Raw genomic sequence first — 26,506 nt, 5'->3', positions numbered from 1 at the left:
TCACCGTCCGACGCGCCGGTACTGCGCCACGGCCAAGGGGGCGAAGACGGCGATGATCGCCACGCAGCACAGTGCCGCATACAGCGGTGCGTTCTCGGCGGGCCAACCTGCGGCGGCCTGGAAGCCCGCGGGGGCCTCGTTGCCGAACCCCTGGCGGGCGGCGGTGGCCACGGCCGTGACGGGATTCCATTCGGCGATCCCCTGCAGCGGGCCGGGCAACGAGGCGGGGGAGACGAAGGCACCGGAGACGAAGCACACGGGAAAGAGCCACAGCAGCCCGAGGCTCTGGGCGACCTCCACGCTGCGGGCCGTCAAGGCGATGACCGCCCCGATCCAGGAGACGGCGAAGGCGAAGAACAGGAGCAGGCCCACCGTCCCGACCACTTGGAGCGGATCAGTCCCGACCCGCCAGCCGATGGCCAGCCCGCACGCCAGGATCACCAGCAGGGAGACCACACTGGTGGCCAGATCCGACCAGGTCCGCCCGAGCACGACGCCGACGCGGGACATCGGCAAGGCGCGGAATCGGTCGATGATGCCATGGTGCAGGTCCTTGGCCAGATAGACCGCGGTGAAGGAGGAGTTGAAGGTCAGGGTCTGCGCCAGGATGCCGCCGATGAGGAACTCGCGGTACTCGCTGCCACCCAGCGTGCCGCCGAAGACGAACGCCAGGATGAGCACGAACAGGATCGGCTGGGCCACCCCGGTGACCAGCGCGCCGGGGGTGCGGCGCACGACGGTGAGGTTGCGTCGGGCGATCACGCCGCCGTCGCGCACGGCTGAGGCCACCCCGGAGATCACGCCGGAGGGTCGGCGGGAGACGGTGGAAACGCGGGCGACGGCGGAAACGGTGGAAACGGCGGGGCTCATGCGGTGCTCTCCTGCAGGAGTTCGGAACGCCGCGCCCCGGCGGGGCTGCGGGTGATCCTGAGGAAGACCTCATCCAGGGTCGGCTGCCGGAGAGCGGCCTCGGTCACGGGAATCCCGGCCGAGGCGAGGACCTCCAGGACACGGGTCAGGCTCCGGCCGCCGTCCGGGGCGGCCGCGGTGATCCGGCCGGACCGCTGCTCGGCGACGGCCTCCAATTGCAATGGCCCCAGCAGATCCAGGGCCAGTGCCACCGGACCTCCAGCCTCCAGGACCAGGTCGATGCGGGCGCCGCCGGCCAAAGACTTCAGGGAGGCCGAGGTCCCCTCGGCGACGATCCGGCCGCCGTCGATCACGGTGATGGAATCCGCCAGTTCGTCGGCTTCCTCCAGGTACTGCGTGGTGAGCAACACGGTGGTCCCATCCCGCGCCAGCGAGGTGATGGCGTCCCAGGTGTCCCGGCGGCTGCGCGGGTCCAGCCCGGTGGTCGGCTCATCCAGGATGACCACCGGAGGGCGGGCCACGATGGCCCCGGCCAGGTCCAGCCGCCGGCGCATGCCCCCGGAGTAGGAGCCGGCCGGCTGGGTCCGGGGCACTCCGTCGAGCCGGAACTGCTCCAGCAACGCCGCCGCACGGTCCCGGGCCTCACGCCGGCGCATGCCGTAGAGCTCGCCCACCATGCGCAGGTTCTCGGGGCCGGTGAGCTTGTCGTCCACCGCGGCGTACTGTCCCGAGACTCCGAGGTTGGCGCGGACCAGGTCCGGGCGGCGCCGGACGCTGTGACCCGCCACCAGGGCGTCACCGTGGTCCGGGGACAGCAACGTGGTCAGGACCCGGACGCTGGTGGTCTTGCCGGCCCCATTGGGGCCGAGCAGTCCCTGGACGGTGCCCGCGGGCACCTCCAGGTCCACGTCGTCGAGGGCTGTGTACGTGCCGAACCGTTGGGTCACGCCGCGCAGTGCGATCACGAGACCGCCAGATCCCGCGAGGACAGTGGCGTGATGTCCCGCCAGTGCTCCTCCACGTACTCCAGGCAGGCCGGCCGCAGGGCTGGGCCGTGCACCACCACCCATCCCGGCGGCACGTCGGCGAACTCGGGCCACAGGGAGTGCTGGCCACGGTCGTTGACGAGCACGCGGAACTGGTCGTCGTCGCGGTCGAAGGGGTTGGTCATGATCTCTCCTGGTGATCGTGGGTGGCGCCGGGTCGGCGGGTCTCATCAGGGGTTCGGGGCGGAACCGGCCGCGGATGGGTCGAGGCGGCAATTTCCTCCGGCCACCAGCGGTTTCTCACGGCAGTTCTAGTTGCAGGATCTCGGTCAGGGTCCGCAGGGATTCCGCCGTGCTGAGCAGGCCATCGTGCGAGGCGGCCAGACGATGGTGCTGGACGCGTCCGGAGACATGGCGGTGCCAGGAATCCGGGGCCGGCCGGTCGGCGGGCACGTCCCGGGTCGCCTCGAACAGGACCAGGTCACCCTCGAACGTGGGCGCCTGGGTGGCATCGAGAAGGGTCACGATGGACCGGAAACGGCGGACGATGCGGTCGATGCTGTCCTCGGGAACCTCTCCCAGGGGACTCCCGGCCCGCTGCAGCCGGTCTCGGACGGACGCCGCCGTCAGCCGGTCCCCGGGTTCCGTGGCCACACCATTGGCCGCCAGGAAAGCGTGCCACAGGTCCTGGGAGTCCTCGACGCCGGCCATCGAGTGACCGGCCGGATAGGCATCCAGCACGGCCAGCAGTCCGACCCGCTGCCCCGCCGACTGCAGGGCAGCGGCGATGGCGTGGGCCAGCCGCCCCCCGAGCGACCACCCCACCAGGTGGTAGGGGCCATCCGGCTGGATGTCGCGGATGACGCCCACATACCGGTCCACCAGTTCCGACAAGGTCTCCGGCTCGGTCTCGGGCGGAGTCTCCGGGGAGATCGCGCCCATCTGCAGGCCCAGGATGGGACGGTCCGTGTCCAATCGGTCGGCGAGGGCGGAGTAGGACCAGGCCAGTCCGTTGCCCGGGTGCAGTGTGAACAGCGGTTCACCACGACCGTCAGGACGAAGGGGCAGCACCGGCCGTAGGCTCGCGGCCACCGGATCCGCGCCGGCGGTGGCGAGGGCAGCCAGACCGGCAACGGTCGGGGCCTGGAAGAGCGCCCGCACCGGCAGCGTGGTGCCCAGGGCGGAGTTGAGTGCCGCGATGGCCGGCTGGGCCACGAAGGAGTGTCCGCCCAGGTCGAAGAACGAGTCGTCCGCCGAGACCTCGGCGACGCCCAGCACCTGGGTGAAGGCAGCGGCCACGGCCTGTTCGGCCACGCCCTCCGGGGCCCGGCCCGAACCACTTCGGGACTGCGCCTCGGGCAAGGCACGTTCGTCCACCTTCCCGTTGGCGGTGAGCGGTATCTCGCTGACCACCGCCACGGCTGCCGGGACCATGTAGGCCGGAACGCGGTTCTGCAGGGCGGCGACGACGGCGGTCCGGACGCGGTCGTCGGACTCGCCACCACCACCACCAGCACCGCCATCGACCCCGGCACCGTCCACCCCGAGCCCACCGTGGGCGGCGGGAACCACCCAGGCTACGAGGGCGGTGCCCTGCTCCGTCTGCCGGGCACGCACCACCGCCTGGGTGGCCACACCGGTGGAGCGCAACAGTGACTCCACCTCGGCCGGCTCCACCCGATGACCGCGGATCTTGACCTGGCCGTCCGCGCGGCCGATCATCCTGATCCGCAGCCGCCCGTCGGGGGCGTCCGTCGCGGACGGTGCCGGGAGACCCGCACCGGATTCACGGCCAGTCTCCGGGCCCGCCACGGCTCCCGAGGCCGGGCGTGCCGCCACCAGGTCGCCGGTGCGGTACATCCGGCTGCCGTCCGCGGCGAACGGATCGGGGACGAACCGGGCGGCCGTCTCCCCGGGGCGCCCCCGGTAGCCGTGGGCCAGTTGGGGGCCGGCCAGCCAGAGTTCACCGGTCGAGCCCTCAGGCACCGGCTGCAGGCGGGCGTCCAGCACATAGGCCCGCATGGCGGCGGTGGGGGAGCCCAGCTCTGGCGCTGGGTCTCCGGCCACTTCGGCCACCAGGGAGTCCACGCCGGCCTCGGTCGGGCCATAGAGATTCCAGCTGCGGGTCCGCCGGAGGCCGCGCAGCCAGGACCAGAGCTCCGGATCCACCGGCTCCCCACCGAGGAGCAGGGTGAAGTCGGGGGAGTCCGGACCGCCCAGGTATCCGTCGAGGTCGGTGGCGGACCGTACCGCGGAGACATAGCTCGGGGTCGTCTCCCAGGCGCTGATCCGGTGGGCACGGAAATACGCCACGAGGGCCTCCGGGTCCCGGCGGGTCTGATCCGGAACCACGTGCACCTCGTACCCGGCGACGGCCCAGAGCACCGGGTCCAGGGCGGCGTCGAAGCCGACGCCGGTGGTGTGGGCCATCCTCGCGCGCGCCCCCTGCTCGCCTGATACATCCTTTGCATCCGGCATGACGGTGGCGCGGTGTGAGGCGAGCAGCTGGGCCAGGGCGGAGTGGGGCACCTGGACGCCCTTCGGGCGGCCGGTGGTGCCGGAGGTGAAGACCACGTAGGCCGGATCCCCGGGTGCCGGCATCTCCGGTGCCGAGCCTGACCCGGGTGGCATCGCTGCCAGGTCGGTGCCCGGGGCGGGGGCCTGAGCCAGCTGGTCCGTACCGAGCACCCGATCGGGAGCCAGGCCGGCCTGCCGGGCCGCGTCCGCGGCGATCTGCGCGGTCGAGGGGTCGTCCGGTGCGCGGCCGGAATCGGGGCCGTGCAGCACCAGGCGTGCGCCGGTGTCGGCGATCATGTCCGCCAAGCGGGCCGGCGGCAGGGTGGAGTCCACCGGCACGGCCACCGCTCCGGCCTGCCAGACGGCCAGGAGCGTTGCCACCGTGTCCACGGATCGGGGCAGGCAGAGGGCCACCGCGTCGCCGCGGGAGACGTGCCGGGCCCGCAGGCCGGCGGCGAGTGCGCCGACTCGAGTCCACAGGCTGGCGTAGTCGACGGCCTCCGTGGAGTCGACGAGGGCCGTGGACTGCGGCCGGCGGCGGACGGTCTGGGCGAAGTGCTCCAGCACCGGTACCGCGTCTTCCGCGGACGGCCACGGCTTCAGTCGTGTGGCGGCCCCGGCCATCTGCGTGTGGGCGAGGGGCCGGTGCGGTGCCGAAGCGATCTCTTCCAGGAAGACCAGCCAGCGGTCCATCAGCCCGTGGACGGCCGCAGCGCTGAACAGCGAGCTGTTGTACTCCAGCACGGCCTCCACGGTGGGGTCGTCCCCACCGCGGGGCCGGAGGGTGATGGACAGGTCCAGTTTGGCGTGGCCGGTGGATTCCGAGGGTAGTGGCGCGGCCGTGACGCCGGGAAGTTCCGGCACCAGGTCAGTGGGCTCCTCGACCGAGAGCATGGTCTGGAACAGTGGATGACGGCCCAGCCGGCGTTCGGGGGAGAGCTCCTCCACGATCTGCTCGAAGGGCACCTGTTCGTCCTCCAGCCCCTCCAGCGTGACCTGACGGGCCAGGTCCACGGCCTCCGCGAAGCTGAGCCGGCCCTCCCGCAGTGACAGCCGCAGGGGAAGGGTGTTGACGAAGAACCCCACCATGTCCAGCACGTCAGGGTCGGACCGGCCGGCGGAAGGTGAGCCGATAACGAGGTCGTCGCCGGCCCCGATCCGGTACAGGTACCCGGCCAGGGCCGCCAGCCACGTGTGGAAGCCGCTGGCGGAACGGCCGGCGGACACCCGGCCCAGGCGGTCGGCCAGCCCGCCGGGAATCTCGAAGCGGTACTGGGCCGCCGGCTGCGCACCGGTGTCCCGCCGCCGGCCGTCGGCCGGGAGGTCCAGCTCCTGGGGTGCGCCGTCCAGCTGTCGGACCCAGCGCTCCAGGGCATCCGGCCCGGTGCGTTCGGCCACCTGGCGCCGGGCGAAGTCGGCCATCTGCACCCGCAGCGGCCGGCTCAGGGCGAGGCCCGAGGAGACCCGGGCCGCGTAGGCCGTGGCGAGGTCGCGGACCAGGGGCCGCAGGGACGCCCCGTCAGTGGCGATGTGGTGGATGACCAGGTCCAGCCGCCAGCACTGCTCACCCTCCGGGATCAGCGCTGCCCGCAGGGGCGGCTCGTGAGTGAGGTCGAATCCGGCCGTGACGTCCACCGGGCCGGCGTCGAACAGCCGGTCCGGCACGGGGCCGACGCGCTGCACGGGCGAGCCCTGCACGGCCGGGTAGACGGTCCGCAGGACCTCATGACGCTCGACGACGTCCCGCAGGGCTGCCTCCAGGGCATCCGGTTCCAGCGCCCCCTCCAGGCGCATCCGCACCACCACGTTGTACTCGGCGGTGCCCGATTCGAGCTGGTTGAGGAACCACAGCCGGGCCTGGCCCGCGGTCAGCGGCAGCGGGGCCGCCGGGTCGCGAGGGTGGGCGTCCACCCACTGGCTGAGGGACACGGTCCCAGCCGATCCCGCCGATCCGGCTGATGTCTCGACATCACGGACCTCGGGCCGGTCCCCGCCGGCGGCGGCGAGCATCAGCGCCGGGGTGGGCGCCTCGAACACCGTCCGCAGGGGCAGGTGCAGCCCGGCCTCCTGCTGCAGGCGACCAATCAGGGTGACCGCCAGCAGGGAGTGGCCGCCCAAGGCGAAGAAGTCATCGTCCAGGCCGACCTCCGTGACGCCGAGCACCTCGCCCATCACCGAGCACAAGGCACGCTCCGCCTCCGTGACGGGCGCCGTGGAAGAGGTTCCGGCCGCTCCGTCTCCGAGGTCCGCCAGGGGATCCGGCAGCGCCGCCTCATCGATCTTCCCGTGGGCGGTCAAGGGCACCGCCGGGATCATCATCGCCCGGGTGGGCACCAGGTAGGGAGGCAGTTCCAGGGCAGCGGCCCGACGAGCCTCGTCGGGGTCCCGCGAGCCGACCAGCCAGGCCGCCAGCTGCTCGGTCCCGGCGCCACCGGGGGCCACCACCCGCACGACGGCGGACGTCACCCCGTCCAGCCGCTCCAGCACGGCCTCGACCTCGGCCGGTTCGATCCGGTAGCCGCGGATCTTGACCTGGCTGTCGTTGCGGCGCAGGAACTCCAGGGACCCGTCAGCCGATCGGCGCACCAGGTCACCGGTACGGTACATCCGGGCGCCCGGGACCTCCGTGTAGGGATCGGCCACGAACCGGGCCGCTGTCTCCCCGGGGCGGCCACGGTAGCCGTGGGCCTCGGCCGGTCCGCTCAGGTACAGTTCACCGGCGACCCCCGGGGGGACCGGGGCGAGGGTGGAGTCGAGGACGCGTGCGGTGAGGTTCGCCACGGGGGTGCCCAGATGAGGGCTGCCGGGCTCGATGGGTCCCGTGAGGGCGTCCACCGTGAATTCGCTGGGACCGTACAGGTTCCAGCCGCGGAGCACGGGGGACGCGGCCACGCGATCCCACAGGACGGCGGGCAGGGGTTCCCCGCCCAGGGCCAGCAGCAGGGTGCGGTCCTGCTCCTGGAGAAGGTCCTCGAGCCCGAGGGCGAGCAATTGCTGGGCGTAGGAGGGAGTCGTCTCCACGACGTCCACGGTGGCCAGCGCCTCCACCACGGCCTGGGCGTCCACCCGCTCCGCCTCCGAGGGCAGGACCAGGGTGGTTCCGGCCGCGAGCCACAGGATCGGGTCCCAGGCGGCGTCGAAGCCCAGTCCCGGCAGGTGCAGCATGCGGGGCAGGTCCGGGGCGGCGAGCCGCTGGCCGGCGTCGATGATCGTGCGCCGGTGGTGCGCCAGGAGGTTGGCCAGGGCACGGTGCGGTACCTGGACGCCCTTGGGCGCGCCCGTGGTGCCGGAGGTGTGGACCAGGTAGGCGGTGTCCTCGAGATGGGGTGCAGCCGGCAGTGGCCGTCGGCTTCGGGTCCCGGCGGTGCGGAGCGTGTCCGGCCCCACCCGGGGCGGGACCGCGTCGGGAGCATCCTCACCGATCACCAGCCGCGGCGCGGCACTGGTGGTGATGTGCGCGATCCGGGCGGCCGGATAGGAGACGTCCACGGGCACCGCGACCGCGCCGACGCGCAGGGTGGCCAGCATGCTGACCAGTGCCTGTGCGGATCGCGGCAGGGAGATCAGCACCCGGTCGCCGTGGCCCACCCCGTGGACCACGAGGCCACCGGCCACCTGGTGGACGGCCTCCAGCAACTCGCCGAAGGTCATCCGGCCGGCGTCGTCCTGCACGGCTGTCTCCTGGGGATGGCGTGCGGCAGTCTGCTCCAAGGTCTCCAGAAGGGTGTTGGGCGCCGGTACGGACGGACCCTGGCCCCACTCCGCCAGCCGGTCTCGCGTGGCCGGTCCCACGGCATCGAGTTCGGAGAGGTGGCGCTGCGTCGAGGTGGCGAAGGCCGTGAGCACCCGGTCCAGGGCGTCGAGGATCCGCTGGCCCGTGCTGGGCTCGAACAGGGCGCGGTCGTAACCCAGCACCACCTGCAGCTGCCCGTCGTCACCCTCGGGGGTGCTGACATCGATCATCAGGTCCGTCTTGACTCCGGCGCTCGTCATCTGGGCGGGCACGGTGACATTGACCCCGTCCAGGTCCAGCACCGCCGGCGGGGTGTTCTGCAGCGTCAGCATCACCTGGAACACCGGGTGGCGTCCGGCCACCCGGGGCGGGTTCACCGCATCGACCACGGCATCGAAGGGCAGGTCCTGGTGTCCGTAGGCCCGGGTATTGGCCTCCCTGACCCGCTCCAGCACCTGGACCAACGTCGGATTGTTGGCCACATCCGTGCGCAGCACGAGGGTGTTGACGAAGAAGCCGACCAGGGGCTCCAGCGCCGGGTCGCCGCGGCCCGCGACGGGTGTGCCCACGACGATGTCGTCCCCGGCGCCGTGCTGCCTCAGGGTCACGGCGACGGCGGACTGGAGCACCATGAAGAGGCTGCTGCGGTGCTGGGCGGCCAGGTGCCGCAGGGCGGCGTGACGAGCTGGATCCACGGGAAGGCCTACCTCGCCCATACCGGACGGTGCGCCCTCCTCGCCGCGTGCCCGGTCCCGGGGCAGATCGATCTCGGCGGGAGCGTCCTGCAGGGCCTGCTGCCAGTACTCGTGCATCTGACGGGGGAATGCCTCGCCATCCCCGAGGAGCTCGCGCTGCCACAGGGTGAAATCGGCGTACGAAACCTCCAGATCCGGAAGCTCGGCGGCCCGGCCGTTCCGGCGCGCCGCATAGTAGGCAGCGAGATCCTGGGCGAAGGGAGCCAGGGACCACCCGTCCGTGGCGATGTGGTGCATGACCACCACCAGGGTGTGCACCTGCTCGTCCGTCTGCAGCAGGACGGCCCGCAGGGGCGTCTGGGTGGTGATGTCGAAGGGGCGCTCCGCCTCCGCCTGGACCGCGGCGGCGAGACTGACAGCGGGGATACGCACCGCGGTGAAGGGTGGTGCGCCCGCCTCGGCGCCGAGCACCTGCTGCACCGGTTCGCCGTCCAGCAGGGGAAAGACGGTGCGCAGGGGTTCATGCCGCCCGGCCACATCCGCCAGGGCCCCGCGCAAGGCCTGGGCGTCCAGGCCTCCGGTCAGCTCCAGCACCAGCGGCACGTTGTAGGCCGCCGAGTCCGGGTCCATCCGGTTCAGGAACCAGAGCCGCCGCTGCGTCAGGGAGACGGGCAGCCGCTCGGGGCACGCCATCGGCTGGAGTGCCAGTGGACTGGCGGTGTCGCGGCGTTCTCCGAGCCGTCGGTCCAGGGCACCCACGGTCGGGCACTCGAAGATGTCCCGCACCGCCACCGGCATGCCCAGCTCGGCCGTCAGGACCGCGGCGAGTCGGGTGGCCAGCAGCGAATGCCCGCCCACGGCAAAGAAATCGTCATCCAGGCCCAGTCCGGAGCCGGTGCCGTCGTGGCCGAGCACCCCGGCGAAGGCCGCGGCGATCCGGCACTGGCGTGCCGTGCTCGGTCGCTGGGCCTCATCCAGGACGCGGGATGTGGATGAGGAGGAGGGCGTGTCCAGGGGATCGGGCAGGCGGTGTCGGTCGAGCTTCCCGTTCGTCGTGAGGGGCAGTTGCTCCAGCACCATCACGGTGCCGGGAACCATGTAGTCCGGCAGGCCCTGCCGCAGGCGTTCCCGGATGGTGACTCCGTCCAGCCGGTCCGGGGTGGCCGGCTCGGTCAGCGTGACGTAGCCGGACAGCCGGGCCGTCTCGTCCCGGCCATGCACCACGACGGCGGCCTGGGCCACTCCGTCCTGACGCTGCAACGCGTCCTCGACCTCGCCGATCTCCACGCGGTAGCCGCGGATCTTGACCTGGTCGTCCAGTCGCCCGAGGAACCGCACCGAGCCGTCATGCCGGAGCCGCACGACGTCGCCGGTGCGGTACATCCGTGAGCCGTCGGCGGCGAAGGGATCCGCCACGAAGCGGGCCGCGCTGAGTCCCGGCTGGCCCACGTAGCCACGGGCCATGTTGGCACCGGCCAGGTACAGCTCGCCGACGGCACGTTTCGGAACCGGTCGCAGGGCCGCATCCAGGATGTAGTGGCGGCTGTTGCGCACGGGACGGCCCAGGTGCGGTTGCGTCTCCGGCGTGATCCGGGCGACCAGGCTGTCCACCGTCGTCTCGGTGGGACCGTACAGGTTCACCGCATGGACTCCGTCCAGGGAGGCGAGGCGTTGCCAGACCTCAAGACCGACCTCCTCACCACCGACCGCGACCACGGTGGGATGGCCGTCCTGATCGAACAGCCCGGCGTCCAGCAACGTCTGGACGAAGGACGGGGTGGTCTCGATCGAGTCGATCCGATGGTCGATCAGGTAATCGGCCAGTCGTTGCGGATCCCGCCGGACCTCCTCGTCCACCAGGTGGAGCGAGTGGCCCGCCAACAGCCACAGGAGCGGGTCCCAAGAGGCGTCGAAGGAGAGTCCGGAGGTGTGGGCCACCCTGGCCGGCCGCCCCAGTCGTCGCTCCGTGGGCTCGAACAACGTGCTGCGGTGGTCGAGGAAGAGGTTCCGCAGAGCCGCCCGGGGCACACCGACCCCCTTGGGGCGTCCGGTGCTGCCGGAGGTGAAGATGATGTAGGCGAGGTCCTTATCGGAGACTCCGCCGACGGCGGGGACCAGCGTCAGCGGATCGTCCGGGCAGCGCCGCCAGGCCGGCTCGGTGTCAGCGTCGACGGTGAGGCAGGGGACGTTCCAGTCGCCCCCGGCGGAACGGTCGATGGCGGCCTGGCGACCCGTGGTCAGCAGCAGCAGCGGACCGGCGTCCTCGATCATCCCGTGCACCCGCTCCGCGGGATACTCGGGGTCCAGGGGCAGGTAGGCCGCCCCGGACTTCAGGACCGCCAGCACCAGGACGGGCAGGTGCACTCCACGCTCCACGCGAACGGCGACGGCGTCCCCGCGGCCGATCCCACGGTGAAGCAGATGGTGCGCCAGCCGATTCGAGGTGGAGTCCAGCTCCGCGAACGTCAACGCGCCGTCCGTCCCGACGACGGCGGTGGCCCCGGGGCGCGAGGCCACGGTGCGGGCGAAGGAGGCCAGGACCGTCTCGTCCGCGGCAGGATGTTGCGGGCCGAGCCCGTCCTCCAGGAGGACCTCGGCCTCCTGCGGAAGCGTGACCGGGAGCTGGGACAGGGCGGTGCCCTCCTCGGCGGCGAGGAGGCGGTCCAGGAATGCGAGGAAGCGCTCGCCGTGGCCGTGCAGAGTGGAGGTGGTGTGCAGCTCGGCGTCGCCCTCGAGCAGCAGGGCAGCCTCGGCGGCGTCGCTGGTGAGCCCAGAGATCACGAAGGACAGATCGTGCACGGGCCCGGTCGAGAGGACGTGCACGGATCCGGTGGCCGCTCCGAGTCTCAGGTCCTCGACGAGGGGCAGCAGGTTGACCGAGGGGCCGGCATGTCCCGGAGCACCGGAGAGCCGTCCCGGGTGGAACTGCTGGTGTGCCACCGTGCCGCGCAGCGTCTCGGCCGTGGAGGCCATCAGGCTCCCCACGGTCGTCCCCGGGGTGGCGTCCACGGGCAGGGGAAGGATGCTGGAGAGCATGGACGGCGTCGACTTGGCGATCCGGCCCCGCCGTGCCGTGACGGGCAGCCCCACGGAGACCCGGTCATGTCCGGTGATCCGGGACAGGTAGTAGCCGATGGCGCCGATCAGCGTCCGGGAGACGTCCCGGCCCTGTTCGCGCAGGGAGGCGGCCTGGTGACCGGCCAGGGGGATCCGGACGCGCACCACCTCGCGTGCCGGCCGGGTGGTGGTGCCCTCCAGGCCGTCCACCGTGGAGTCCCGCTGCAGGGACTGGCGCCAGAACTCCTCGTCCCGCACGTACTGCTCGGATGACTCGTAGTCCTCGATGGCGGCGAGCAGGTCCTGGTGCCGGGGGAAGGGTGAGGCGATCCGGGCTGCCGTCCGGGCGATCCTCCCCGCCAGGGCGCGCACCGGCAGGGCCCGGGGCACCCGCTGCCGCAGTTCGGTGTAGACGCGGGCCAGGTAGTGCAGGGCCAGCACCGCAGAGTAGCCGTCGAGCTGGATGTGGTGCACGCGCTGGAAGAGCAGGGAACGGTCCGGAGACAACCGGAACAGCACGGCGCCGAACAGATCGCCCTGCTCGATCGGACGAGGGGTGGTCATCTCTTGGTCCATCCGGTCCCGGGCCTGCTGCCACGCCTCCTCCACGTCGGGCTCCTGCCGGAGGTCCACGACGTGGAGGAGGTCTGCCGTCGGTTCGGGGCGGTCGAGCGTGGCGAAGGGGCCGGCGTCGTCCGCGGCGAAGCGCATCGACAACGCATCGATGTCCCGCACCGTCTTGGTCAGGGCCATGGTCAGGAGGTGGAGATCCACGGGACCGGCGAGATCGAGGTACTGCCCGATCTGATAGGTCGGGTTCTCGGGATCCAACTGCTGCGCGTACCAGATGCCGTGCTGGGCCTCGGTGAGGGAGAGTGCCTCGGACCTGTTGGGTCGAGCGTGTCCGGCAGGCGATGTCTGGCGGTGGGGCATGGCAGTGGGTCTCCTGATCTCAGCGGCGGGCGGTGACGGCCCGGAGGTCTCGGTCGGGGATATCTGTCAGGAGGGCATCACTGCTGGAACTGGCCCAACTGCAGACCGTTCAGCAGGCCGCCCAGGTCAAGCAGGGGACCGTCCACCAGCGGACCGTTGATGAGGGTGAGGCCGGCCACCACCGCCTGTGTCAACGAGGCGGGATGGGCGCCGGTGATCAGGGCGTTCAGGATCATCAGCGCTGCCACGGCCAGCACAGCCAACACGGCCCACTGGGCCGGGCGGGTGGACGGTCGGGTCATGGTGTGTTCACTCATGGTCTTCACTCCTGGTGTTCCAGTGGATACGCGCCCCGGGCGGGGCGTTGGTCAGTGTTCGGAGCGCGAGCGGGAACGGATGGCATGTGGGGTCGAATGTGAACCAGATCACAGGCATGAGGCCGCACGGTCGCCCACGGGTGATCGGACTGGACCTACAGTGAGACCGTCAGGGAACTGAACGTCGGAAAGGCGGTGGAGTGAGTGGATCCCGTGCGGGCCCTCGTCGAGTCGCTCGCGGCCGACGATGCCATCCTGGCCGAGACGGTCGAGAGCCTCCGGGCCACGATCCCCGGTTATGAGCATGTCCCCGCCGAGTCCCTGGAGGCCTCTGCCCGCCGCAATCGGGCGCTCAGCATCCGCACCATCCTCGACGGCCTGGCCCCCGAGCCCGAGGCGATCGACGAGGCGGAGACGCTGACCGAGGAACGGATGGCTCAGGGCGTCGAGATCGCCAGTGTGCTGGCCGGCTTCCGCGCCTGCATGTCCATCATCCTGCGCCATCTGCTGGCCGCGGCCCCGCGCTACGGGGTGCCGGTGGAGACGGCCCTGTCCTTCTCCACCCTGCTCTGGTCCCTGGGTGACGCCTTCACCACCCGCGCCGTGGTCTCCTATCGCGACCGCACCATCGCCCAGGCCGTGGCCGATTCGGCCCGCCGCGCCCACTGGATCGGCGCCGCCCTGGCGGGGAGCCTGGACCGAACCGCGCTGTTCGCCGGTGCCTCCGTCTTCGGTGTGCCCCGTGACCGGCCGGTCCGGGCCTTGTGTGCGGACGGCGCCGCCGTCCCCGCCCTCCAGGACTGGGCCGAGGACGCCGGGGCCCAGGCCGTCGTCGTGCCGCAGGGTACGGGGGCCATCGGCATCCTCATCGGTGAGCCCGACGCCGGCCCGTCGCCCGCGGGGGCGACCATCGCCCTCGGTGCCCCGGTGGTCCTGGGCGAGCTGCCCCGATCCTTCGACGTGGCCACCCGGGTGCTGGCGTCCGCCCAGCGGGTGGGGGTGGACGGGGTCGTCGACGTGGACCGGCTCTCCTGGCGCATGGGCGTCTTCGCCAGCCCGGAGACCACAGGCCTGCTCGACGGCATCTATCTGGAACCGTTGCGGGAGGAGGGGGCGTTCGGGGAGCTCATCATCGAATCCGTGCGCGCCTACCTGGAGCACCGGATGAACATCCCGGCGGCTGCCGAGTCCATCCCGATCCACGTCAACACCCTGCGGTACCGCCTCAGGCGCTATCGCGAGCTCACCGGAGCCGACCTGGGAGACCTGAACGCCCTCATCGAGGTGGCCTGGGCCCTCGCCGCCGACCAGGGCTGCGGCTAGAGCTCGCCGATGAGCTCGTGTTGTATCCGGCTACGAATCCGGCGCCCACCTCTTGTGGATCAGGACGTGGCCTGAATCACCCCTCCGGGGCATGGTGGTAGGTGCGGCCCCTCAGCGCCGTGACACCTCACCCACCAAGGAGAACCGAATGATCTTGGGGATCATTGGCATCATCCTGTCCCTCGCCCTGCTGATCACGCTGGCGTACCGGGGCATGCCCGTCATCATCGCGGCGCCGATCGCGGCCGTCGTGGCCCTCGTGTTCTCCGGCGCGCCGATTCTCGCCTCCTACACGGAGATCTTCATGCCGGCCCTCGCCGGGTTCGTGGGCCAGTACTTCCCGCTGTTCCTGCTCGGCGCCATGTTCGGCGTGCTGATGACGGTCACCGGCTATGCCGAGTCCATCGCCCGCACGGTGGCGCGCTGGATCGGCGCCCGCAACGCCCTGGCCGCCACCGTGATCACCTCCGCCCTGATGACCTACGGTGGCATCAGCCTCTTCGTGGTGGCCTTCGTGATGTTCCCCCTGGCGCGCGAACTGTTCCGCGTGGCGGACATCCCGAAGCGGCTGATCCCGGGGACCATCGCCCTGGGCATCTTCACGTTCACCATGACGGCCCTGCCGGGCTCCCCGCAGGTCCAGAACCTGATTCCAGGGCAGTTCTTCGGGACCGACGGTTTCGCGGCCCCGGGGATCGGCCTCGTGGGAACCGCGATGATCCTCGGGCTCGGCCTGGCCTGGCTCGAGTTCCGTCGCCGCCGGCTCATGGCCAACGGTGAGCACTTCAGCGATGCGAGTCCCCGCCGCGGGGACGGACCCGGTGCGGCGCTGGCCGGCGCTCAGGCCCAGGTCAAGGAGGCTGAGACCGGCACCTCCGGTGCCCACATGACTCCGCGCAACGGGGTCGAGGCCTTCATCCCGCTGCTGGCCGTCATCGTCGTCAACTTCGGCTGCACCCTGCTGGTCTTCCCGGCCCTGAACTGGGACTACCTGCAGGAGGAGAAGTTCGGCGCCATCGAGCTGAGCTCCCGCGCCGGCATCTGGGCCGTCATCATCGCCCTGACCGTGGCCATCCTGGTCATCGTGGCCTTCAACATCCGCCGCTTCGGAGACCTGCGCACGGCCTTCGTGGACGGGGCCAAGGGCTCCATGCTGCCGATCTTCTCCACGGCCTCGGAAGTCGGCTACGGTGCCGTCGTCGCGTCCGTGGCAGCCTTCGCCGTGGTCCGGGACTCCGTGTTCAGCATGGGCGGCAATGCGCTGATCACCTCGGTGTTCTCCACCTCGGTCACCGCCGCCATCACGGGCTCCTCCTCGGGTGGCATGACCATCGCCCTGAACGCCTTCGGCGACGACCTCAGGACGCTGGCCTTGGATCAGGGGGTGAGCCTCGAGGCCATGCACCGCCTGACCGCGATGGCCGCCGGTGGCCTGGACACCCTGCCCCACTCCGGGGCCGTGGTCACCCTGCTGATCGTCTGTGGCATGACCCACCGCCAGTCCTACAAGGACATCTTCATGGTCACCCTCGTCATGCCGGTCATCACGGTCGCCGTGCTCACCGCCGTGGTCTCGGTGGTCGGGGCCTTCTGACGCGCCCGGCCCGCCCGATCTAGGCTGGATGTCATCCACGCCACACCAAGACACACCAAGACACCTCCCGCCTCAGCCACAGGAGAACACCCATGACCACCACACCTTCTGCTCGCTCTGCCGCGCCGGCTGCCCCTGCCGCCCACGACGCAGTGATCGTCGGTGGGGCCCGGACCCCCTTCACCCGCCTGCTGTCCCAGCAGGCCTCCCTGACTGCTGTGGACCTCGGCGCCCACGCCATCAAGCACGCCCTGCAGCGTGCCGGCGTGGACGGCGCTGACGTGGACTCGGTCATCATGGGACAGGTCGTCCAGGCCGGCCAGGGACAGAACCCGGCCCGTCAATCCGCCCTCGCCGCCGGACTGGACTGGAGCGTGCCGGCCACGACCATCAACAAGGTGTGCCTGTCCGGCCTCACCGCCGTCATCGACGCCGCTCGGCTGATCCGCCTGGGAGAGGCCGAGGTGGTGGTGGCCGGCGGCCAGGAGTCCATGACCAACGCCCCACACCTGCTGGTGGGAGCCCGGAAGGGCTACAAGTACGGCCCGACGACGGTACTCGACTCGGTCGCCTACGACGGTCTGACCGATGCGCTCAGCAAGGAGGCGATGGGCGAGCTCACCGAGTCCGGCAACACGGAGCGGCAGATCGACCGCACCGCCCAGGACGAGGTCGCCGCGGCCTCCCACCGGCGAGCCGCCGATGCCCAAACTGACGGCACCTTCGACACGGAGATCGCGCCCATCGAGATCCCGCAGCGCAAGGGCGAGCCGGTCGTCCTCTCCCAGGACGAGGGCGTGCGCCCGGACACCACCGTGGACTCCCTGGCCGGGTTGCGCCCGGCGTTCGCGCAGGACGGCGGCATCACCGCCGGCAACTCCTCGCCGCTCTCCGACGGCGCCGCCGCCCTGGTGGTCACCTCGAGGGCCTATGCGGAGTCCAGGGGCCTGACGGTCCTGGCCACCATCGGGGCACCCGGCCAGGTGGCCGGACCCAAGGACTCCTCCCTGCACTCCCAGCCGTCCAACGCCATCCGGGCGGCGCTGGCCAAGGCCGGTTGGTCCGTGGGGGAGCTGGACTTCATCGAGATCAACGAGGCCTTCGGCGCCGTGGCGGTCCAGTCTCTGAAGGATCTGGAGTACCCGCTGGAGCAGACCAACCTCCACGGCGGTGCCATCGCCCTGGGCCACCCCATCGGTGCCTCGGGGGCCCGGCTGGCCCTGACCGCTGCCCTGGAGCTGTCCCGGCGCGGCGGCGGCCGGACCGCCGTCAGCCTGTGCGGTGGCGGCGGCCAGGGCGAGGCCCTGCTGCTGAGCCTCTGACCACCACCCCGTCCCCCCCCGACTCCGAAAGCAGGAACGACCCGTGACCGAACCCGTGATCGAACCAGGGACCGAATCAGTGACCCGGCATCAGCAGACCACCTCGATCTTCCGGGACAGTATCCTCGCCGGACGCACCGCGGTGGTGACAGGAGGGGCCTCCGGAATCGGGGCAGCCTGCGTGCGTGCCCTGGCTGCGGCGGGGGCCACGGTGACCGTGGCCGATCTGAACGCGGAGGCCGCTGAGGCGCTCGCAGCCGAGGTCGGCGGTACGGCCTGGGTGGCTGACCTCGCCGAGACCGAGGCTCTGGACGACCTCCGGCTGGACACGGACATCCTCGTCAACAATGCCGGGATCCAGCGGATCGCCCCGATCCACGAGTTCGACCCCCAGGCGTGGAGGTTCATCCACCGGCTCATGCTGGAGTCGCCGTTCCTGCTCACCCGCGCGGCCCTGCCGGGCATGTACGAACGGGGCTTCGGCCGGATCATCAACCTCTCCTCCGCCCATGGGATGCGTGCCTCGGCCTTCAAGAGCGCGTACGTCTCCGCCAAGCACGGCCTCGAGGGCCTGTCCAAGGTGACCGCCCTGGAGGGCGCGGCGCACGGGGTGACGTCGAACTGCATCAACCCGTCCTATGTGCGCACTCCGCTGGTGGAGAAGCAGATCGCCGACCAGGCCAAGACCCATGGGATCTCCGAGGACGAGGTCGTGGAGAAGATCATGCTGACCGAGTCCGCCGTCAAACGCCTCGTGGAGCCGGAGGAGGTCGCCTCGCTGGTGCTCTGGCTGGCCTCGGACGCCTCCGGCATGGCCACCGGCGCCTCCTATGCGATGGACGGTGGATGGACCGCCAGCTGAGACCTCAGACCAACAGACCAGTAGAACGGAAGGGCAGACCATGAGTGTGGACAAGACGGTGGGTACCGCGGCGGAGGCGGTGGCCGATATCGGCGACGGGTCGTCGTTGGCGGTGGGCGGTTTCGGGCTGTCCGGCAATCCGGTCCAGTTGATCGAGGCGTTGCGGGACCAGGGGGCGACGGAGCTGTCGATCGTGTCCAACAACTGCGGTGTGGACGGCTGGGGGCTCGGGCTGCTGCTGGCCTCCGGGCAGATCGCCAAGATGACCTCGTCCTATGTGGGGGAGAACAAGGAGTTCGCCCGTCAGTATCTCGAGGGTGAGCTGGAGGTCGAGCTGGTGCCGCAGGGAACCCTGGCGGAGAAGTTGCGGGCCGGGGGAGCCGGCATTCCCGCGTTCTACACGCGTTCCGGCGTCGGGACCCAGGTGGCTGAGGGGGGTCTGCCGATGCGGTACAACACGGATGGCACGGTGGCGAAGGCCTCGGCGCCGAAGGATGTGCGCTCCTTCTGTCTGGGCCAGACGGGGGAGAAGGACTATGTGCTGGAGGAGTCCATCGTGACGGACTTCGCGCTGGTCCACGCGGCGGTCGGCGACCGCCACGGCAACCTGGTCTTCAACAAGGCCACCCGCCAGTTCGCGCCGCCGGCGGCGATGTCCGCGACCGTGTGCATCGCCCAGGTGGAGAAGCTGGTCGAACCCGGGGAGATCGATCCGGACCAGGTCCACCTGCCCGGGGTCTACGTGCACCGGATCGTGGAGGTCGGGCCGGATATCGAGAAGCCGATCGAGAAGCGAACCGTCCGCGCCGCCGGACCGGACAGCGAGGAGGGGAACCGATGAGTTGGAGTCGAGACGAGATGGCGGCCCGGGCGGCGCAGGAGCTGCCGGACGGTGCCTATGTGAACCTGGGGATCGGGATGCCGACACTGATCCCGAACCACATCCCGGATGAGCGTACGGTGGTGCTGCAGTCCGAGAACGGGATCCTCGGGGTCGGTCCGTACCCCTTCGAGGAGGACGTGGATCCGGACCTGATCAATGCGGGCAAGGAGACGGTGACGGTCCGCCCGGGAGCCTCGTTCTTCGATTCGGCCACCTCGTTCGGAATGATCCGCGGCGGCAAGATCGACGTCGCGGTGCTCGGTGGCATGCAGGTGGCCCAGAACGGGGATCTGGCGAACTGGATGGTACCGGGCAAGATGGTCAAGGGCATGGGCGGGGCCATGGACCTGGTCCACGGTGCCGGCCGGGTGATCGTGCTGATGGACCACAACGCCAGGGACGGGGCCCCGAAGGTCCTCACGGAATGTGACCTGCCGCTGACAGGCCAGGGGGTGGTGGACCGGATCATCACGGACAAGGCCGTGATCGACGTGGACAAGACAACGGATCCGACCGCCCCGCGCCTGGTGCTGGTCGAGACCGCTCCCGGGCTCACCGAGGATGAGGTCCGCGAGGCCACCGGCGCCACGCTGCACTGACGAACGCCTCCTGATGCGCCCTCACTGACGCACCCCCGTCAGGGCCCGACGCCGGCCGGCGGGCGCCGGGGCCCGGCCACCTTTCGCGGTGGTCGGGCCCCTTGCTCCGCGCCGACTCACCGCCCAGCGTCCCACCGCTGTTATCGCTTCGTGACTACCGTGGGGAAGGCCGGCACCGAGACTTCCCCAACCCAGCCCCTGGTGCCGCGGGATGATCGCGTCCAGGGGCAAGTGTGGAACATGATCCGGTTCGAGCAGGTCTCCAAGGTCTATGACCGCCGTTCCCGTCCGGCCTTGCATGACGTGACGGTGGAGTTCGAGCGAGGTGAGTTCGTCTTCCTCGTGGGTGCCTCCGGTTCCGGGAAGTCCACCTTCATCCGCCTGATGCTGCGTGAGGAACGCGCCAGCAGCGGGACGGTCTACGTGGTCGGCCGTAACGTGGCACGGCTGCCCTCATGGCGCGTGCCCAGGCTGCGCCGCGGGATCGGTGTGGTCTTCCAGGACTTCCGCCTGCTGCCCAACAAGACCGTCTATGCGAACGTGGCCTTCGCCATGCAGGTGCTCGGCAAGGGCAGGGCCCAGATCCGCCAGACCGTTCCCGAGGTCCTCGGGACTGTGGGCCTGGAGGGCAAGGAGAGGCGCATGCCGCACGAGCTGTCCGGCGGCGAGCAGCAGCGCGTGGCCATCGCCCGCGCCATCGTCAACCGGCCGGAGATCCTGCTGGCCGATGAGCCGACCGGCAACCTCGACCCGGAGACCTCCCTGGGCATCATGGCCGTGCTGGACAAGATCAATCAGAACGGCACCACCGTGGTCATGGCCACCCATGATGACGACATCGTGAACCAGATGCGCCGCCGCGTGGTCGAGCTGCACACGGGCGGGATCGTCCGCGACGAGGCCGGCGGCGGCTACCGGACGGAGGTGGAGGCATGAGGTTCGCCTTCGTCCTCGGGGAGACGTTCTCCGGCATCCGCCGCAACCTGTCCATGGTCGTCTCGGTCGTGCTCGTGACCTTCATCTCGCTGACCTTCGTGGGGGCGGCGGGCCTGCTGCAGCAGCAGATCAACCAGATGAAGGGATACTGGTATGACCGGGTCGAGGTGGCCATCTTCCTCTGCACGGACACCTCCACCACCACCTCGTGCGCCTCCGGCCCCGTCACGGACAGCCAACGCCAGGCCGTCCAGGACCTGCTGGAGGCGCCCACGGCCGCTCCCTACGTCAAGAGCTTCGACTACGAGTCGCAGGACCAGGCCCTGGAGATCTTCCAGGAGCAGTTCAAGAACTCGGCCATGGCGGGCACCGTCACGGCAGATCAGCTGCCGGAGTCCTTCCGGGTGGCCCTGGTGGATCCCGAGCAGTACGAGGTCGTCAACGAGCTGTTCTCCTCCATGCCCGGCGTGGAGATCGTGTCCGACCAGCGTGAGCTGCTGGAGCAGATCTTCTCCCTGATGAACATGGCGTCCGTCATCGCGGTCTCCGTGGCGGTGGTGATGCTGGTCTGTGCGGTGTTGCTGATCGCGACCACCATCCGGCTCTCCGCGTTCTCCCGTCGGCGGGAGACCGGAATCATGCGCCTGGTCGGTGCCTCAAAGACCATGATCCAGCTGCCGTTCCTGCTGGAGGGAGTGATCGCCGCCCTCGCGGGCGCCGTCCTGGCCAGCGTCACCACGTGGGCCGTGGCGGAGTTCTTCATCGGGGACTGGCTCACCGGCCAGTATCCGGGAACCGGCTTCATCGCGGGCGGGGACGCCCTGGTCCTCATCCCGCTGCTGCTGCTCGTGGCGGTCCTGCTGGCCGCACTTTCGTCGATCCTCACTCTGCGCCGTTATCTCAAGGTGTGACGATGGTGAGACAGGTGTGACTCGTGAGACACTTGTGACCAGATGTTGTCCGATTCGAGACATTGGACGACGTGATTCACCCGCAGGTCGACCGACCTGCACCCCGACCATCCCAGTTCGCATTCCCCGACGGAGGAAACCGTGAAGCCACGCCGACTCTCCCGCGCCATCATCGGTGCCGGACTGGTCACCTTTCTGACCCTGTCCATGGGCGGCACCGCCACGGCCCAGGACTCGATCGACGACCTGCAGCGCCAGATCGAGCAGGCCGAGCGTCAGCAGTCCGAGATCGATGAGGAGATCGGCAACCTGGGCGGGAAGCAATCGGACCTGGAAGAACGTCAGGGCGACCTCGACGCGTCCCTCGAGGGCCTGGACGCCGACATCGCCGACAAGATCCGGGAGCTGAACTCGCTCCAGGACCAGCTGCCCGGAGCCCAGGAGGCGCTGACCGCGGCCGAAGGCCAGGTCTCGGCCGCCGCGGCGGAAGTCCAGTCCCTCAATGAACGCGTGCGGCAGGCTGAATCGAGCCGCTCCGAGATCCTCGCCGAGATCGCCGCGAGCGAACAGGAGCTGGACGAGGCCTCCACCGAGATCGGGCAGATCGCCAACCAGGCCTACAAGCAGGGTGGCGTCTCCTCGGACCTCGCCTTCATCCTGGGGATGAGCGACTCGTCGCTGCCGGACGCCATGGGACTGGCGAACCAGGCCATGCGCATCCAGAACAGCCGCATCTCCACGGTCTCCCAGAGCAAGTCCACGGACGTCAACGCCGAAGTGCGCCTGGCCGCCGTCGAGACGGAGATCCGGGACCTGCGGGCCCAGGCCGAGGAGGCGCTCCAGCGCGAGGAGCAGGCCCGCGACGCGGCCGCCGCCGCCAAGCGTGAACTCGACCAGATGGTCTCCACCACCTCGCAGCTGACCGACGAGCTCAAGGCGCAGCGCCCTCAGATCCAGGCACAGATCGATGCGAACCGCGCGGCTCAGGACCAGGTCAACGCACAGATCGCCGAGCGCCAACGGGAGCTGACGGCCCAGGCCGGGAAGGCCAGCGACCTGCAGGAACAGCACCGTGCGGCCGTGGCCGAGGCCGAGCGCAAGCGTCGCGAGGCCGAGGAGGCGGCCCGCAAGGCCCGGCAGGCCTCGGCGGCGAACCGGGCGGCCGCGCAGGCCTCCGCCGAGAAGGCCGAACGCGAGGCCAGCGCCGCGGAGGACCGGGCGAGCGAGGCCGAGAAGGCCGCCAGCACCTCGAACAGCTGGGGCCTGCAGTGGCCACTGAACACCTACATCACCTCTGGATTCGGCTGGCGTCCGACGCCGTCCGGTACCTTCGACTATGGGGGCGCCGGGGGGTACGTGCACACCGGCATGGACTTCGGCGGTGGCTGCGGCCTGCCGATCCGGGCCTCCGCGGACGGCGAGGTCTGGAACGCGGACTGGGCGGTGTGGACCTCGGGCAAGCGCGTGGTCATTTCCCACGGCGTGGTCAACGGGCGCGCTCTGGCCACCAAGTACCACCACATGACCCGGTACATCGTGTCCCCGGGGCAGAACGTCAAGCGCGGCCAGATCATCGGCTACACCGGCACCACTGGCAACTCCACCGGCTGCCACCTGCACTTCGAGACGATCCTGGACGGCCAGGCCGTCAACCCCGCCGGTCTGCTCTGAGGTTGACCCGGTGCCGGCCCTCGACACCACCCCTTGACGGTGGCGGTACACTGGTAAGTCTGTGTAGTGCGCATCCGACCCGTCGGAAAGGAGGGGACCGGCTATGGCCAAGAAGTCCGCCGGCAAGTCCGGCAAGTCGTCCACCCCGGACGGCCGTCAGATCATCGCGACCAACCGCAAGGCCCGGCACAACTACCTCATCCTGGACACCTACGAGGCCGGGATCTCCCTGATGGGGACCGAGGTCAAGTCCCTGCGCGAGGGCAACGCCTCCCTCGTGGACGGGTTCGCCGTCTTCTACGGGGATGAGCTCTTCCTCGAGCAGGTCTACATCCCGGAGTACCTCAACGGGTCCTGGACCAACCACTCTGCACGCCGGCGGCGCAAGCTGCTGCTGCACCGCCAGGAGTTGACCAAGATCTCCCGCCAGATCATGGAATCCGGACACACCATCGTCCCACTGCAGCTGTACTTCAGGGACGGCCGCGTCAAGGTCGAGATCGGCGTCGCCCAGGGTAAGAAGGACTATGACAAGCGCCATGCCCTGCGCGAGAAGCAGGACAATCGTGAGGCGCAGCGTGCCATGAGAATCCGCAACCGCCGCGCAGCCTGATATCAGGAGACCGGCCGGAATACCCCGGGTCGGGGATGCGTTACACTGGATAGTCCGGACCAGGCGGGGAATCAGAGAAGCCCCGCAGGGAACCGGTTGATTGAGAACAGAACATGGGGATGATCGGTTTCGACGATGTGAGTCGCGACAGGGGAAGCGGGCCGAGGATGCAGAGTCATCTCGTCAACGCTCTCTGCAAACCAACAAGTGCCGAATCTAAGCGCACTGACTTCGCTCTCGCTGCCTGATCAGTGAACGAGTCCGTCAACCTGAGGATGCTATCGCCCCAGGACCTGGCGTCGATTAGATAGCCAATGTCCACCACCCTCGCCGGGGGTCGTGGTGGAGACCTTAATCCGGCTGGGCCCGGGTTGGCTGCCTGTTTGCGGGACAGCCAGGGCCGAGTAACACCCACAGCAAACTGCGCCCGGAGAAGACCTGGCAACACTGCATCGGACGCGGGTTCAATTCCCGCCATCTCCACCATCCCACCGCACAGGCCCTGGAACACCGTTCACCGGTGTTCCAGGGCCTGTGTCATGCCCGTCCGTCCCCTAGACTGGGGCTACCATGCCAGTCACCGCCGGTCCCGCCCTCCACGCCGTCCTCCTCTTCCTGCTCGAACTCGGGCTCTTGGGCGCGGCGGGGTTCTGGGCGCTGACGCTGTTCTCCAGCCCTTGGGCGGCCGTCGTGGCCGTGATCGTGGTGGCGGCCGCATGGGGCCTGCTGCTCTCGCCCAAGGCTCCGGCCCGGCCACCGTGGCCTTGGCACGCCGTAGCCGCTCACGTGCTGTTCGTCCTGGGCGCCGTGGTGCTCTTCGCCGTCGGCCAGCCATGGATCGCCGCCGTCTACCTCGCGCCGATCCTCGCGTCCGTGGTCCTGACCATCGTCTATCGAGATCGGGCGGGCCGTGCCATGGAGCCGGTCCGCGAGTCGGCCGCCCCCTCGGGCCGCCGCGCCGCCGGCCGGTAGGCCCAGAGGCGGGTACGTGACGGCCGGTGGCCGGATTCTCGGTGACCGGCAGGCCTCCGGCTACCGGAAGGCGCCACCCGTGGCGAGCCCGAGTCCGACGGCCACCAGGGCCAGAGCCAGATGCGCGGACCAAGACCCGACGGCGGCGGCGAACCTCCCGGACAGGGCGTCCCGCGCCGTGGAGACGGAGACGGTGGAGAAGGTGGTGAGGGCTCCGGCCAGGCCGACCACCCAGATGGCCTGGGCAGGTTCGGAGACTCCCGTGGTGGCCAGCCCGGCCACGAAGGAGCCGATCGCGTTGGCCACGAGGATGCCTCGCGGATGGAGGTAGTGATCCGCGAGCAGCCGCAGGACCGCTCCGACGGCACCCGCCAGGGCCAGTGCCAGCATCATCGTCAGTGACGTCACGGGTGCCCTCCGGAGGAGTTCCCCGCCACCGGAGCGGACCACCCTCCCAGACGCAGTCCGGCGGCGGCGCAGGCGGTCCCCAGCGTCGCTCCGGCCGCGAGGGCCAGGAGGGTGCCGGCCAGGCCCGTCATGAGGACGATCCCGCCCGGGGAGCCGGTCTGGATGAATCCCGTGAGGCCGAAGGCCGTGGCCACGGAGGCGGCCAGAACCACGGCGGACAGCGAGGTGTAGGCCCCCAGCACGCCGACGCCGAGGCCAGCCACGAGCCACCGTGGCAGGGTCCGCCGCGAGCTGATGCCGGCCAACAGCCCCAGCAGGAGGGACCCGGACAGGTTCACCAGCCCCAGGCTGATCCATCCGGCCACGGGCGAACCGGTCTCCGGGGCCGGCGCCACGAGCAGCCAGCGCAGCAGCGTTCCGAGGGCACCGCCGGCCGCCACGGAGCCGACGACGGCCCATCCGGGATGCCGTGGTCGTTCCATCAAGCCTGTTGCTGGCCGATCAGCTCGGGATTGAGGGATTCGAGGGCGTCCGGATGCAGCAGCCCGTTGGTGGCCAGGGCGTTGCCGCCGAAGGGGCCGTCCTCGCCCTCGAGTGAGGTGAAGCGCCCGCCGGCCTCGGTGATGATCGGTACCAGCGCCGCCATGTCATAGAGCTCGAGCTCCGGTTCGCAGGCGATGTCCACGGCACCCTCGGCCACCATCATGTAGGACCAGAAGTCACCGTAGGCGCGGGTCCGCCACACGGTGGAGGTCAGCTCGAGGAACTCGCGGATGTTGCCCCGCTCCCGCCACCCCTCCAGGGAGGAGTAGGACAGCGAGGCGTCCTCGATCTTGGAGACGTTGGAGACGTGGATGCGGGTGGCTGAGGCCAGGGACTTGCCGGTGTAGGCGCCGGTGCCCTGGGCGGCCCACCAGCGGCGGTTCAGGGCCGGGGCGGAGACCACGCCGACCACGGGCACGCCGTCGTCGATCAGGGCGATGAGCGTGGCCCAGACGGGGACCCCGCGCACGAAGTTCTTGGTGCCGTCGATCGGGTCCACGACCCAGCGCCGCGGCCCGTGCCCGTGCTCGCCGAACTCCTCGCCCAGGACGGCATCACGGGGCCGGGCACGTGCCAGGTTGCCCCGGATGAGCTCCTCGGCACCGCGGTCCGCATCGGTCACCGGGGTCAGATCCGGCTTCGTGTGAACCGTGAGGTCCTGCGCCTTGAAGCGGGACATGGTCTGGGAATCCACCGAGTCGGCCATGATGTGGGCCAGTCGAAGATCATCGGTGTAGTTCTTGGGCGCATCGGTCATGGAG

19 protein-coding genes and 1 other RNA gene are annotated in these 26,506 nt (G+C 70.3%); 12 read left to right on the top strand and 8 right to left on the bottom strand.

All coding sequences use genetic code 11. The features are described 5' to 3' along the window. The 5 genes from IEX49_RS01200 to IEX49_RS01180 all read right to left on the bottom strand — a co-directional run bounded on the left by IEX49_RS01200 (nucleotide 1) and on the right by IEX49_RS01180 (nucleotide 13,108). On the bottom strand, nucleotides 1–870 hold the full coding sequence (locus tag IEX49_RS01200; RefSeq protein WP_188803400.1) for an ABC transporter permease: 870 nt from the start codon (nucleotides 868–870) through the stop codon (nucleotides 1–3). Then, nucleotides 867–1,835: an ATP-binding cassette domain-containing protein gene (locus IEX49_RS01195; protein WP_188804286.1), complete on the bottom strand. Its 969-nt coding sequence runs from the start codon at nucleotides 1,833–1,835 to the stop codon at nucleotides 867–869. Before IEX49_RS01195 ends, IEX49_RS01200 begins: the two co-directional genes overlap by 4 nt. Continuing rightward, complete coding sequence (locus tag IEX49_RS01190) at nucleotides 1,832–2,041, bottom strand: MbtH family protein (protein WP_308421895.1); 210 nt, start codon at nucleotides 2,039–2,041, stop codon at nucleotides 1,832–1,834. Before IEX49_RS01190 ends, IEX49_RS01195 begins: the two co-directional genes overlap by 4 nt. Before the next feature lie 115 nt (nucleotides 2,042–2,156). Next, nucleotides 2,157–12,791 (bottom strand): non-ribosomal peptide synthetase, encoded by a 10,635-nt coding sequence (locus IEX49_RS01185; RefSeq protein WP_188803398.1) that lies wholly within the window; start codon nucleotides 12,789–12,791, stop codon nucleotides 2,157–2,159. Between the two features lie 77 nt (nucleotides 12,792–12,868). After that, nucleotides 12,869–13,108: a hypothetical protein gene (locus IEX49_RS01180; RefSeq protein WP_188803396.1), complete on the bottom strand. Its 240-nt coding sequence runs from the start codon at nucleotides 13,106–13,108 to the stop codon at nucleotides 12,869–12,871. A 204-nt stretch (nucleotides 13,109–13,312) separates the two neighbouring features. On the opposite strand from IEX49_RS01180, the gene IEX49_RS01175 reads away from it, so the two are divergent. The 12 genes from IEX49_RS01175 (at nucleotide 13,313) to IEX49_RS01120 (ending at nucleotide 24,794) form a co-directional block, all read left to right on the top strand. Then, complete coding sequence (locus IEX49_RS01175; RefSeq protein ID WP_188803394.1) at nucleotides 13,313–14,431, top strand: RsbRD N-terminal domain-containing protein; 1,119 nt, start codon at nucleotides 13,313–13,315, stop codon at nucleotides 14,429–14,431. 148 nt (nucleotides 14,432–14,579) lie between these two features. Continuing rightward, the gene (locus tag IEX49_RS01170; RefSeq protein ID WP_188803392.1) at nucleotides 14,580–16,025 is read left to right on the top strand and encodes a GntP family permease; all 1,446 of its coding nucleotides are present in this window, start codon (nucleotides 14,580–14,582) and stop codon (nucleotides 16,023–16,025) included. A 92-nt stretch (nucleotides 16,026–16,117) separates the two neighbouring features. Then, complete coding sequence (locus IEX49_RS01165) at nucleotides 16,118–17,347, top strand: acetyl-CoA C-acetyltransferase (protein WP_188803391.1); 1,230 nt, start codon at nucleotides 16,118–16,120, stop codon at nucleotides 17,345–17,347. A gap of 106 nt (nucleotides 17,348–17,453) precedes the next feature. Beyond that, entirely contained in the window at nucleotides 17,454–18,209 is a 756-nt protein-coding gene (locus tag IEX49_RS01160) for a 3-hydroxybutyrate dehydrogenase (protein ID WP_188804163.1), read from the top strand. Nucleotides 18,210–18,249: 40 nt separating this feature from the next. Further along, nucleotides 18,250–19,050: a CoA transferase subunit A gene (locus IEX49_RS01155; RefSeq protein WP_188803389.1), complete on the top strand. Its 801-nt coding sequence runs from the start codon at nucleotides 18,250–18,252 to the stop codon at nucleotides 19,048–19,050. Further along, entirely contained in the window at nucleotides 19,047–19,691 is a 645-nt protein-coding gene (locus tag IEX49_RS01150) for a CoA transferase subunit B (RefSeq protein WP_188803387.1), read from the top strand. The genes IEX49_RS01155 and IEX49_RS01150 overlap by 4 nt, the downstream gene beginning before the upstream one ends. A gap of 240 nt (nucleotides 19,692–19,931) precedes the next feature. After that, on the top strand, nucleotides 19,932–20,627 hold the full coding sequence (gene ftsE, locus IEX49_RS01145) for a cell division ATP-binding protein FtsE (protein ID WP_188804161.1): 696 nt from the start codon (nucleotides 19,932–19,934) through the stop codon (nucleotides 20,625–20,627). Further along, nucleotides 20,624–21,538, top strand: a complete 915-nt coding sequence (gene ftsX / locus IEX49_RS01140) for a permease-like cell division protein FtsX (RefSeq protein ID WP_188803385.1) — start codon at nucleotides 20,624–20,626, stop codon at nucleotides 21,536–21,538. Before ftsE ends, ftsX begins: the two co-directional genes overlap by 4 nt. 141 nt (nucleotides 21,539–21,679) lie before the next feature. Further along, on the top strand, nucleotides 21,680–23,209 hold the full coding sequence (locus IEX49_RS01135; RefSeq protein ID WP_188803383.1) for a M23 family metallopeptidase: 1,530 nt from the start codon (nucleotides 21,680–21,682) through the stop codon (nucleotides 23,207–23,209). A gap of 103 nt (nucleotides 23,210–23,312) precedes the next feature. Further along, on the top strand, nucleotides 23,313–23,822 hold the full coding sequence (gene smpB, locus IEX49_RS01130; RefSeq protein WP_188803381.1) for an SsrA-binding protein SmpB: 510 nt from the start codon (nucleotides 23,313–23,315) through the stop codon (nucleotides 23,820–23,822). Nucleotides 23,823–23,937: 115 nt separating this feature from the next. Then, nucleotides 23,938–24,308: a transfer-messenger RNA gene (gene ssrA, locus IEX49_RS01125) on the top strand. An 84-nt stretch (nucleotides 24,309–24,392) separates the two neighbouring features. Further along, nucleotides 24,393–24,794, top strand: a complete 402-nt coding sequence (locus tag IEX49_RS01120) for a DUF2568 domain-containing protein (RefSeq protein ID WP_188803379.1) — start codon at nucleotides 24,393–24,395, stop codon at nucleotides 24,792–24,794. 60 nt (nucleotides 24,795–24,854) lie between these two features. On the opposite strand, the gene IEX49_RS01115 is transcribed toward IEX49_RS01120, so the two are convergent. From IEX49_RS01115 to hisN, 3 genes are read right to left on the bottom strand one after another with little or no spacing between them, the layout of a single operon-like run. Next, the gene (locus IEX49_RS01115; RefSeq protein WP_188803377.1) at nucleotides 24,855–25,202 is read right to left on the bottom strand and encodes a fluoride efflux transporter FluC; all 348 of its coding nucleotides are present in this window, start codon (nucleotides 25,200–25,202) and stop codon (nucleotides 24,855–24,857) included. Continuing rightward, a complete protein-coding gene (locus tag IEX49_RS01110; protein ID WP_188803375.1) occupies nucleotides 25,199–25,684 on the bottom strand; it encodes a CrcB family protein in 486 nt (161 codons plus the stop codon). Before IEX49_RS01110 ends, IEX49_RS01115 begins: the two co-directional genes overlap by 4 nt. Further along, on the bottom strand, nucleotides 25,684–26,502 hold the full coding sequence (gene hisN / locus IEX49_RS01105) for a histidinol-phosphatase (protein ID WP_188803372.1): 819 nt from the start codon (nucleotides 26,500–26,502) through the stop codon (nucleotides 25,684–25,686). The genes IEX49_RS01110 and hisN overlap by 1 nt, the downstream gene beginning before the upstream one ends. Nucleotides 26,503–26,506: the final 4 nt, after the last annotated feature.

The organism is Citricoccus zhacaiensis, from assembly GCF_014645315.1.
Lineage (GTDB): Bacteria > Actinomycetota > Actinomycetes > Actinomycetales > Micrococcaceae > Citricoccus > Citricoccus zhacaiensis.
This window is presented reverse-complemented; position numbering and strand designations above follow the sequence as displayed.